The sequence below is a fragment of the Limnohabitans sp. Rim8 genome, from assembly GCF_945869175.1.
Lineage (GTDB): Bacteria > Pseudomonadota > Gammaproteobacteria > Burkholderiales > Burkholderiaceae_C > Limnohabitans_A.
On the sequence record NZ_CAMBNZ010000108.1, the window covers coordinates 1 to 8,679 of the forward strand.

Below are 8,679 nucleotides of genomic sequence, written 5' to 3' on the forward strand. Positions count from 1 at the left end.
ACCTGGCTGATTGCCTCCGGTTGCGCAGGTGCCGTAGGCGCTGGCTTTGTGGCCACCCCCTTCGTCAGCAGCTTCCAACCCTCCGAACGAGCCAAGGCGGCTGGCGCGGCAGTAGAAGTGGATATTTCCGCTTTGAACCCGGGCGAAAAACTCACGGTCGAATGGCGCGGCAAACCCGTTTGGATCATGAAGCGCTCGCCTGAGCAGCTTGAGTCTCTCAAGAAGATTGAGGGTCAATTGGCCGATCCGGCATCGGCCCGCATGGCTTACCCCACACCCGAATACGCCAAGAATGGCCACCGATCCATCAAGCCCGAGATCATGGTGGCTGTGGGAATCTGCACCCATTTGGGCTGCTCACCAGCTGACAAGTTCGCCGCAGGTCCTCAGCCTTCACTGCCTGATGACTGGAATGGCGGCTTTCTGTGTGCCTGCCACGGCTCTACATTCGACCTGGCCGGTCGCGTGTTTAAAAACAAGCCAGCACCTGACAACCTCGAAGTGCCCCCTCACATGTACCTGTCTGACACCAAGCTGATCATTGGTGAAGACAAGAAAGCTTGATGGAGAACTAAATGGCTCATTTCAAAGAAATCTCTCCGAACGCCCCCGCAGGTGAAAAACTCCTGAATTGGGTCGACAACCGGTTTCCGTTGTCCAAGCTTTACAAAGACCATTTGTCGGAGTACTACGCATCCAAAAACCTGAATTTCTGGTACGTGTTTGGTGCGCTGTCACTGTTGGTGCTGGTGATTCAAATCGTGACCGGTATTTTCTTGGTCATGCACTACAAACCCGACGCAGCGCTGGCGTTCGCCTCGGTCGAGTACATCATGCGCGATGTGCCTTGGGGTTGGCTGATCCGATACATGCACTCCACAGGCGCATCGGCTTTCTTCGTGGTGGTTTACCTGCACATGTTCCGTGGCTTGATTTATGGCAGCTACCGAAAGCCGCGTGAGTTGGTCTGGATTTTTGGTTGCGCCATTTTCTTGTGCCTGATGGCAGAAGCCTTCATGGGCTACTTGTTGCCATGGGGCCAGATGTCCTACTGGGGCGCCCAGGTGATCGTGAACTTGTTCTCGGCCATTCCCTTTATCGGTCCTGATCTGGCTTTGTTGATCCGCGGCGATTTCGTGGTCGGCGATGCCACCTTGAACCGCTTTTTCAGCTTCCACGTCATTGCCGTGCCTTTGGTGCTGCTGGGCTTGGTGGTGGCGCACATCATTGCATTGCACGAAGTGGGCTCCAATAACCCCGATGGCGTTGAAATCAAGGCGCCTGATGCGCCCAAAGACGCCCGAGGCAACCCACTGGACGGCATTCCCTTCCACCCTTACTACACCGTGCACGACATCATGTCGGTCAGCATTTTCCTGATGGTGTTCACTGCCATCGTGTTCTTTGCGCCTGAAATGGGTGGTTATTTCCTCGAATACAACAACTTCATCCCGGCCGATCCATTGACCACGCCTTTGCACATTGCCCCAGTTTGGTACTTCACACCTTACTACTCGATGTTGCGTGCGATCACCACCGAGATGATGTACGTGTTGATCGCTTGCGTGGTCATCGGTGCGGTGTTGGCTGTTGCCAAAGGCAAACTGCCCACAGTGCTCAAAGGCGCTGTGATCGGTGCGGCCGTGGCGCTTTCCGCCATGATGCTGGCCATCGATGCCAAGTTTTGGGGCGTGGTGGTGATGGGTGGTGCTGTGGTCATCATGTTCTTCTTGCCATGGCTGGACAACAGCCCGGTCAAGTCGATCCGCTACCGTCCTGATTGGCACAAATACATGTACGCCGTGTTCGTGATCAATTTCTTGATCCTGGGCTACCTCGGTGTTCAGCCACCTTCACCGATTGGTGAGCGTGTGTCCCAAGTCGGTTCACTGTTTTATTTTGGCTTCTTCTTGTTGATGCCTTGGTGGAGCAAGTTGGGTACGCCCAAGCCCGTTCCTGAACGCGTGACCTTCACGCCTCACTGAGATCACGGAGATTCAAGAACATGAAAAACATCAAGAAACTCGCTTTGGGCTTTGTGATGGCCCTGGGTCTGATGGCAGGTGCCCACGCTGCTGGTGGTGGCATCGCCTGGGATAAAGCACCTCACAAAACCAACGATTTGGCCGCCTTGCAAAACGGTGCCAAGCTGTTTGTCAACTACTGCCTGAACTGCCACTCTGCCGCTTTCATGCGTTTCAACCGCCTGAAAGACATTGGTTTGACAGAGCAGCAGATCAAGGACAACTTGCTGTTCCCCACAGACCGCGTGGGTGACAACATGAAAGTGGCCATGGACCCTGTCTTGGCCAAGGACTGGTTCGGCAAGAACCCGCCCGACTTGACCTTGATGGCGCGCTCGCGTTCTGGCCATGGTGGCTCGGGTGCAGACTACCTCTACACTTACTTGCGCACCTATTACCGAGACCCGACCAAGCCTACAGGTTGGAACAACTTGGCCATGCCCAACGTCGGTATGCCCAACCCGCTGTGGGAGTTGCAAGGCGAGCGCGAACCGGTTTTCACTGAAAAAGAAGAGCATGGCCAAACTGTCCAAATCTTCTCAGGCTGGAAGCAAGTCAAGCCGGGTACCATGACTCCCTTACAGTACGATCAAGCGATCGGTGATCTGGTGGGATACATGCAATGGATGGCCGAACCGGGTCAAAATGCACGGGTTCAAATCGGTGTCTGGGTTCTGATTTTCTTGACCTTTTTTACTTTCATTGCTTGGCGTTTGAATGCCGCGTACTGGAAAGACGTCAAGTAATTGATCTTTCATCCGGCCTCTGGGCTGGGTCTTGTGGAGTGGCAGGCCTTGGGGCCTTCCACTCTTTTTGATTTTTTGAGGAGCCTCCGCCATGATGGTGCTTTATTCCGGAACCACTTGCCCTTTTTCCCACCGCTGCCGCTTTGTGCTGTTTGAAAAGGGCATGGACTTTGAAATCCGTGACGTGGACCTCTACAACAAACCCGAAGACATCAATGTCATGAACCCCTACGGCCAAGTGCCTATTTTGGTGGAGCGTGACCTGATCTTGTACGAGTCGAACATCATCAATGAGTACATCGACGAGCGTTTCCCCCACCCTCACTTGATGCCCGGCGACCCCGTAGATCGCGCCCGCGTGCGCCTGTTCTTGCTCAACTTTGAAAAAGAGCTGTTTGCCCATGTGTTGACACTGGAAAACCGCACCCTCAAAGGCAATGACAAGGCCTTGGAGAAAGCGCGCTCGCACATCCGTGACCGTTTGACGCAGCTGGCCCCGGTGTTCTTGAAAAACAAGTTCATGCTGGGTGACAACTTCTCGATGCTGGATGTGGCCATTGCGCCGCTCATGTGGCGTCTGGATTACTACGGCATCGAGCTCAGTAAAAACGCGGCACCTTTGCTGAAATATGCCGAGCGCATCTTTTCGCGCCCTGCTTATATTGAAGCGTTGACCCCATCAGAGAAGGTCATGCGCAAGTAAGTTCTGCTGGAGCGACGATGATCAGTGCCACCGAATTGCCCTCCACACGCCCTTATTTGATCAGGGCTTTGTACGATTGGTGCTCCGAGAACGGTTTCACACCCTATGTGGCTGTGAAGGTGGACGCCAGCGTGCAAGTGCCCCGTGAGTACGTGCAAGGAGGAGAGATCGTGCTGAACGTCAGCATGGATGCCACCAGTTCCCTCAAGCTGGGCAATGACTTTATCGAGTTCAAAGCCCGATTTGGTGGCAAACCACGTGACATCATGGTGCCGATCCACCGTGTGATGGCCATTTATGCACGAGAGAACGGCCAAGGCATGGCGTTTCCAGTCAATGACGACGGTGCGCCTGCAGCCACGTTGTCTGCGGTGCATTTGTCTGAAACCGAGACCCCTTCAGACGATGAGCCGACACCGCCCAGCTCATCGCCTATGCGTCCTGCATTGAAACGCATCAAGTGAAAAAATTAACAACGCCGAGCTCAGAAATGGCCCCGTAGCGCGTTAAAATTCAGCCCGTGCCGCTTTAGCTCAGTTGGTAGAGCACCCGCCTTGTAAGCGGTAGGTCGTCAGTTCGAATCCGACAAGCGGCACCAAATTTAAAAGGCCCTGATTTTTCAATCAGGGCCTTTTTCTTGGGGTGGCATTCATCCCTGACGTTTTTGAACCTTGATGCGAATGGAGGTCACGGCCAGCCCTTTTTGAGTCAATTGGGCTTGAAGTGCAGGCAACAGTTGGCGGAGTTTGGCCGCCACAGAGTTGGAGCTCACCAGCAGGCACCAGCAGCCTTCATCAAGAGGGCCAGCTTGCACACTCGCGCGCAAGGGCGCTGGCAACAGGCCGCGAATGGCCTGCAGCCGATCGCTGGAAGCACGGATCAATTTGGACAAGTGTGCGAATGTCGGCGACTCTTGCGCTGCTTGTTGCAGGGGAATGGCTTGGTGATGTCTTGTCATGGTGAATAAGCTTGGACTTCATTATCCAGCACAGCGCAAGGGTGGAGGATAAGCCCAAAAACCACAGCGCCTAGAGGCTAAAATCATCCCATTTGGCGGGTGCCTGAGGGGTGCCTTTCGTGGACATGGGGGAAATCAATCCCGCAGGTCCTGCATCTTTTGAACCCTTAACTAGACAGGATAGACGGTCTGTTTCTCAGCCTTTAGGCGGAGGGAGGATCTCGTAGACATGGCCATCCCATTCCTTACTAAAATTTTCGGCAGCCGCAACGACCGACTGCTCAAGCAATACCGCAAAACGGTGGAGCGCATCAACGCACTCGAGGCAGGACTGGAGTCGCTCAGTGACGATGAACTGCGTGCAAAGACCCCGCACTTTCGCGAGCGTTTTGCCGCAGGTGAAACATTGGATGCGCTGTTACCCGAAGCCTTTGCGGTGGTCCGAGAGGGCTCCAAGCGTGTCATGAAGATGCGCCACTTCGACGTGCAGTTGGCAGGTGGCATTGCCTTGCACAACGGCAAAGTGGCTGAAATGCGCACGGGCGAAGGCAAAACGTTGACGTCGACGCTGCCGGCTTACCTGAATGCCTTGACCGGCAAGGGTGTGCACGTGGTCACCGTGAACGACTACCTGGCCAGCCGTGATGCGCGTTGGATGGGCAAGTTGTTCAACTTTCTGGGTTTGTCGGTCGGTATCAATCTGGCCCAGATGTCGCGCGAAGAAAAGCAGGCGGCTTACAACTCGGACATCACCTACGGCACCAACAACGAATACGGCTTTGACTACCTGCGCGACAACATGGTTTACGAAGCCCATGATCGCGTCCAGCGTCCCCTGATTTACGCCATCATCGACGAGGTGGACTCGATCCTGATCGACGAGGCACGCACGCCTTTGATCATCAGCGGCCAGGCCGAAGACCACACGGCCACTTACCTGTCGATGAAGCAGGTTGTGCCTTTGCTGACTCGCCAAGAAGGTGAAGCTGATCCTCGCACGGGGGAGGGGGTCATCACCCCCGGTGACTTCACGCTGGACGAAAAAGCCCACCAAATCTTCTTGACTGAACAGGGCCACGAAAAAGCCGAATCGGTCCTGGCCCAAATGGGCTTGATTCCTGAAGGCGCCAGCTTGTACGATCCGGCCAACATTACCTTGATGCACCACCTGAATGCCGCATTGCGAGCGCAGCACCTTTACCACCGCGACCAGCATTACGTGGTTCAAGAGGGTGAAATCGTCATCGTGGACGAATTTACCGGGCGATTGATGACCGGTCGCCGCTGGAGCGATGGCCTGCACCAGGCCGTCGAGGCCAAAGAAGGCGTGGCCATCCAAGCCGAAAACCAGACGCTGGCCTCCATCACCTTCCAGAATTTTTTCCGCCTGTACAACAAGATTGGTGGCATGACCGGAACGGCAGACACCGAAGCCTATGAGTTTCAGGAAATCTACGGCCTGGATACCGTGGTGATTCCGCCTCACCGCAAGAGCCAGCGCGAAGACCAGTTGGACCGTGTCTATAAAACCTCGCAAGAGCGCTACACCGCGGCGATTGCCGATATCCGCGAATGCCATGAACGTGGTCAGCCGGTGCTGGTGGGCACCACCTCGATTGAAAACTCGGAGTTGATCTCCCAGTTGCTGACGCAAGAAAAGCTGCCACACCAAGTGCTCAATGCCAAGCAACACGCGCGCGAGGCCGACATCGTGGCCCAAGCCGGAAGCCCCAGCATGATCACGATTGCCACCAACATGGCCGGTCGTGGCACCGACATCGTGCTCGGCGGCAACATCGAAAAAGAAATCCAGGCGGTGGAAGCCGACGAAGCGCTCGCGCAAGAAGCCCAGCAAGCCCGCGTGGCGCAATTGCGCGACGAATGGAAAGTGGTGCACGAAAAGGTCAAGGCTTTGGGTGGCTTGCGGATCATTGCCACCGAGCGACACGAGTCGCGCCGCATCGACAACCAGTTGCGAGGCCGTTCAGGCCGCCAAGGCGACCCTGGCTCCTCACGCTTTTATTTGAGCTTGGACGATCCGCTGATGCGCATTTTTGCAGGTGACCGCGTGCGCGCCATCATGGACCGGTTGAAGATGCCCGAAGGCGAGGCCATCGAAGCGGGCATTGTCACGCGCAGTATTGAAAGCGCCCAGCGCAAGGTGGAGTCGCGCAACTTCGACATCCGCAAGCAATTGCTCGAATACGACGATGTGTCCAACGACCAGCGCAAGGTGATCTACCAGCAGCGCAATGACATCCTGGATGCGAAGGACCTCAATGGTCAGATCGCCTCGCTGCGAGAAGGTTGCTTCAGTGATTTGGTGCGCCAATACGTGCCAGCCGAAACGGTGGAGGAACAATGGGACCTGGCCAGTTTGGAAAAGGCCTTGGCCGAAGAGTGGATGCTGACGCTGGATTTGCGCGGCAAGGTGCAAGCCTCCAACGCCATCACAGACGAAGACATTCTGGAGACGGTGGTGGGGGCAGCCCATGCCCATTTCCAAGCCAAGCTTGACAGTTTGGGGGCGGATAATTTCACCTCGTTTGAGCGCATGATTTTGTTGCAAAGCATCGACACACACTGGCGTGAACACCTCAGCTCCTTGGATTACCTGCGCCAAGGCATTCACTTGCGCGGCTACGCCCAAAAGCAACCCAAGCAAGAATACAAACGTGAGGCCTTTGAGCTGTTTGGGCAGTTGTTGGACGCTGTCAAAAACGAAGTCACCCGCACCCTGATGACGGTACGCATTGACTCGGGTGACCAGATCGAACAAGCGGCCCAGGCCATCGAAGAGCGTGCTGAGCAGATCAGCAACGTCACTTACAGCGCACCGGACGAGTCCGGTACGCCACAGACTGTGGCAGCCGATTTGGTGGGTTTGCAAGAAGCCTTTGGTCAAGTCGGTCGGAACGATCCCTGCCCTTGTGGCAGCGGCAAGAAATACAAGCACTGCCACGGACGCCTAAAATAGTCAATAAAATCAACGGTCTATTTGATTTACAGTAGCCAAAAAATGTTTTACAATTGTTAAGCAAAAGGCACTTTAATGGACTAAGTTAGGCAAATGTTAAGCACAGACTTTAAGGAAGAGTTAGAGGATGGCAAGGTCCTTATCTTCTGTCGCAATGGCATTTTCCAAGCCCGTTTTTACAAGGGCGATAGGAAGTACGTATACAAAAGCTTAAAGACACGTAAGGTAGATGAGGCACGCAAGTTAGCACTCAAATATCTTTATGAAATGGAGTTTAAGCAACGCGAAGGCTTGCCGCTACAGCACAAGTCTTTCAACGAAGTGATAGACGAATACATCGCACTTAGGCAAAGTCAATACCAGAAAAGCTTGGAAGTAAAGACAAACACAAGCTCACAACAGCAGACAAGCATTCATATGCTTCGTCAAATTAAGCGAGTTTCTAAGTTCTGGCGAGAGTATTGTGGAACAAAGAGCGTAAGTAATATAGACAATGCTGTTCTACAAGATTATGTGCCGTGGCGTAAAGACTACTACCACCGAATGGCGGAGGACAAGCGTCCTCGTAATCACAAGCTAAACCCAGCAGATAAAACTTTAGAGTGGGAAACTACTCTGGCAAAGACGTTGCTTAAGTTTGCTTTTGAGCGTGGCTATAGGGGTAAAACGCAATTACCAACATATCGTTTTAAGGCGGAAAAGGCAATTGTTCGCCCAACATTTACAGTTGCTGAGTACTGGCAAATAATTAAAGGTATGCGTAAGGGAATACGTGAAACTAAGAACAAAGAGTGGAAGTACACAAAGGAACTTGTTAGAGATTACGTACTGATATTGGCTAACAGTGGAATGCGAGTAGGTGAGGCTAACAACTTGAAAGATCAAGACATTGTTGAGTTTAAGGATGAGCTTGGGCGTAAGAACTATATGTTTTCAGTACGAGGAAAAACTGGACGAAGAATCGTTATACCAAGAACGAGTGTCGTTAGATATGTTGAGCGAGTAAGAGAGCGAAACAAAGTAAGAATGAATGAAGAAACTGTTAGGGAAGTACGTAGCCCTAAAAGGAAGATTGTAGATACAGATGGATGGTTTTTTTGTATGTATGACGGCAATAAAATAGTCACACTTATAGACCAATTCAACGCACTACTTGACTCAATAAACTTGTCTGAAAGTAGAGACAAAGAGAAGTATACGTTGTACAGTTTACGGCACTTCTACGCTGTAATGATGATAAAAAGAGGAATTCCAATATTTGATATAGCAAG

General features: G+C 53.1%; 8 protein-coding genes and 1 tRNA gene. 8 read left to right on the forward strand and 1 reads right to left on the reverse strand.

Annotated features, from left to right (window positions below; all coding sequences use genetic code 11):
- From petA to Q0O19_RS13080, 6 genes are all read left to right on the forward strand, one after another.
- Nucleotides 1-564: ubiquinol-cytochrome c reductase iron-sulfur subunit (gene petA, locus Q0O19_RS13055; RefSeq protein WP_295523671.1), on the forward strand; the 564-nt coding region annotated here is incomplete at its 5' end.
- Between the two features lie 11 nt (nt 565-575).
- Nucleotides 576-1,985: a cytochrome bc complex cytochrome b subunit gene (locus Q0O19_RS13060; RefSeq protein WP_295523673.1), complete on the forward strand. Its 1,410-nt coding sequence runs from the start codon at nt 576-578 to the stop codon at nt 1,983-1,985.
- A gap of 29 nt (nt 1,986-2,014) precedes the next feature.
- Nucleotides 2,015-2,770 carry a cytochrome c1 gene (locus tag Q0O19_RS13065; protein ID WP_295523684.1) on the forward strand — a complete coding sequence of 252 codons (756 nt, stop codon included), beginning with the start codon at nt 2,015-2,017 and terminating at the stop codon, nt 2,768-2,770.
- 91 nt (nt 2,771-2,861) lie between these two features.
- Nucleotides 2,862-3,473 carry a glutathione S-transferase N-terminal domain-containing protein gene (locus Q0O19_RS13070; protein WP_295523675.1) on the forward strand — a complete coding sequence of 204 codons (612 nt, stop codon included), beginning with the start codon at nt 2,862-2,864 and terminating at the stop codon, nt 3,471-3,473.
- Nucleotides 3,474-3,490: 17 nt separating this feature from the next.
- The gene (locus tag Q0O19_RS13075) at nt 3,491-3,937 is read left to right on the forward strand and encodes a ClpXP protease specificity-enhancing factor (protein WP_295523676.1); all 447 of its coding nucleotides are present in this window, start codon (nt 3,491-3,493) and stop codon (nt 3,935-3,937) included.
- A 58-nt stretch (nt 3,938-3,995) separates the two neighbouring features.
- Nucleotides 3,996-4,071, forward strand: a tRNA-Thr gene (locus tag Q0O19_RS13080).
- A gap of 51 nt (nt 4,072-4,122) precedes the next feature.
- On the opposite strand, the gene Q0O19_RS13085 is transcribed toward Q0O19_RS13080, so the two are convergent.
- Complete coding sequence (locus Q0O19_RS13085; RefSeq protein WP_295523678.1) at nt 4,123-4,431, reverse strand: DciA family protein; 309 nt, start codon at nt 4,429-4,431, stop codon at nt 4,123-4,125.
- Between the two features lie 229 nt (nt 4,432-4,660).
- Here Q0O19_RS13085 and secA point away from each other — a divergent pair, with 229 nt between their 5' ends.
- Nucleotides 4,661-7,408, forward strand: a complete 2,748-nt coding sequence (gene secA, locus Q0O19_RS13090) for a preprotein translocase subunit SecA (protein ID WP_295523680.1) — start codon at nt 4,661-4,663, stop codon at nt 7,406-7,408.
- A gap of 93 nt (nt 7,409-7,501) precedes the next feature.
- Nucleotides 7,502-8,679 (forward strand): tyrosine-type recombinase/integrase (locus Q0O19_RS13095; RefSeq protein ID WP_295523682.1); only part of this gene is annotated, 1,178 nt, incomplete at its 3' end.

Excerpts from the sequence above, each read along its gene's own strand:
- Q0O19_RS13075 (WP_295523676.1), top strand. The coding sequence starts at position 3,491 with ATGATCAGTGCCACCGAATTGCCCTCCACACGCCCTTATTTGATCAGG.
- secA (WP_295523680.1), top strand. The coding sequence starts at position 4,661 with ATGGCCATCCCATTCCTTACTAAAATTTTCGGCAGCCGCAACGACCGA.
- Q0O19_RS13085 (WP_295523678.1), bottom strand. The coding sequence starts at position 4,431 with ATGACAAGACATCACCAAGCCATTCCCCTGCAACAAGCAGCGCAAGAG.
- Q0O19_RS13070 (WP_295523675.1), top strand. The coding sequence starts at position 2,862 with ATGATGGTGCTTTATTCCGGAACCACTTGCCCTTTTTCCCACCGCTGC.
- Q0O19_RS13060 (WP_295523673.1), top strand. The coding sequence starts at position 576 with ATGGCTCATTTCAAAGAAATCTCTCCGAACGCCCCCGCAGGTGAAAAA.